Origin of the sequence: Methanoculleus sp. (assembly GCF_035363275.1) — an archaeon.
Taxonomy (GTDB): Archaea; Halobacteriota; Methanomicrobia; order Methanomicrobiales; family Methanoculleaceae; genus Methanoculleus.
Window position 1 is genome coordinate 1 of record NZ_DAOSET010000133.1, and the last position, 1518, is coordinate 1518.

The following is a 1518-nucleotide window of genomic DNA, read 5'->3' on the forward strand; positions in this document are numbered from 1 at the left end:
CCGGTGTTGCGGACTCGCCTTCCGGCGCCTCTGTCGCGGAGCACCGGCCCCGGCGACCGCCCGTCATCGGGCCGGCCCCGGCAGGTCCGGTTCCATCAAATCCTGGCATGGTGTATCACCTCAATTATTACACATATGTGTAAAAATAAATTAAAGTATCGTATGCGGCAGAGTATTATGTTATTCTTCGTTCATCTGCGCATAGTATTGCCGCGCCTCATTGAGCGAGAGGGTCTCCTCTATCTCGACTTCTTCCATGTACTGCGCAAGTCCGCAGTTTTCGAGGAGTACCTCAATTCTCTCGAAAGTCTCTATGTCAAGCACGACCCCAATCTTTCTGCCGCTGCCGGTTATGATATACTGTCATTTGATATCGATCGCCGTGAACTACCCCAACCTGCTCATTCCACTTCCCGGATCATCGTTTTGACCGTATCTTCAAGGGGTCCGAGCCCCGTCTGGATAATATCCCAGAGGATTGTCGGTTTCACCGAATAATAAGAGTGGACACTGATATCCCGAAGCCCCGCGATCTTTCGCCATGCAATCTCCGGATGGCATGCGGTGATGTTGTCGGGGATCTGCTTGCTTCTCCGATGGTGATGAACCTGAGCACGACAGCATCGAGGCACATGGAATCGCCCGCAAACTCCTCAAACGTCCGGTCTCCCACGTAGGAGTGGATGGAGACGATAGCCTCCCGTATGTCCTCCAGATAGAGCAGAAGATCTCTAGGCATAGGCGACCTCACCCAGGACGGCTTCCCGGATTCGGGGTTTTAACGTGTCGATGATGACGAGATCTGCCTTTCGTCCCAGGAGGTCCTCAAGATAGAACTTGAGGTCCATGAAATGATCGAAGGTCTCCTCCCCTTCTCTGAACTCCACCAGGATATCGATATCGCTTGCTGCGGTGGCTTCGTTCCGCGCCACAGATCCAAAGACACCGATACGGGCTACACCGTAGCGTTCCCGGATGGTGCAAAGGTTTTGCCGGATCTGGGTAAGTGGGTGCATCGTTACTCTGTGATGTTGCGCCCATCCACTTATATCCTCCGGCATCCGGTGTTCCCGTTACCCGGGGCGGGAGAGGGGGTCATCTCTTCCGCTCACGGACGAGAAGGGCCACCCCGGCCAGAGCCGCAAGACCGGTGAGCCAGGAGAACGGCAGCCCGGCCTGCTGCACGGCGGTCGCCGACGCGACGGGGCCGAACGTCAGGGTGGGGTCGGTGAGGGGGGCCGTGGTCGCCACGGTCTCCTGGCCGGCGGCGCTACTGGTATCGAGGGTGCCGGTCACGGTGGGCTCCGTCACCGTCGGCGTGGGGGTGGGGGTGGCGGATGGACCGCTGCCCGAACCACTGCCGCTGCCTGACGATAATCCGGAAGAGCCGCCGGGCGCCGTGCTCCCCGTCACCGCAAGATCAAGGCTGGAAGAGGTGCCGGGGGTGTAGACCGCGGTCCCGGCGGCAGCACCGTCGACGAGGAAGGTGATCGTCTCTCCGGCATCGGTCTCCTCCCC

At 59.1% G+C, this 1518-nt stretch carries 3 protein-coding genes and 1 pseudogene; all 4 read right to left on the reverse strand.

The genetic code is table 11. The features are described 5' to 3' along the window. Positions 1–180: 180 nt before the first annotated feature. On the reverse strand, positions 181–324 hold the full coding sequence (locus tag PLN84_RS13280) for a hypothetical protein (RefSeq protein ID WP_292383616.1): 144 nt from the start codon (positions 322–324) through the stop codon (positions 181–183). Positions 325–487: 163 nt separating this feature from the next. Next, positions 488–739: a hypothetical protein gene (locus PLN84_RS13285; RefSeq protein WP_300033312.1), complete on the reverse strand. Its 252-nt coding sequence runs from the start codon at positions 737–739 to the stop codon at positions 488–490. Next, positions 732–1016 (reverse strand): nucleotidyltransferase family protein, encoded by a 285-nt coding sequence (locus PLN84_RS13290; protein WP_292383612.1) that lies wholly within the window; start codon positions 1014–1016, stop codon positions 732–734. The genes PLN84_RS13285 and PLN84_RS13290 overlap by 8 nt, the downstream gene beginning before the upstream one ends. 79 nt (positions 1017–1095) lie before the next feature. Then, a pseudogene (locus PLN84_RS13295) lies at positions 1096–1518 on the reverse strand (hypothetical protein); the annotation flags it as partial.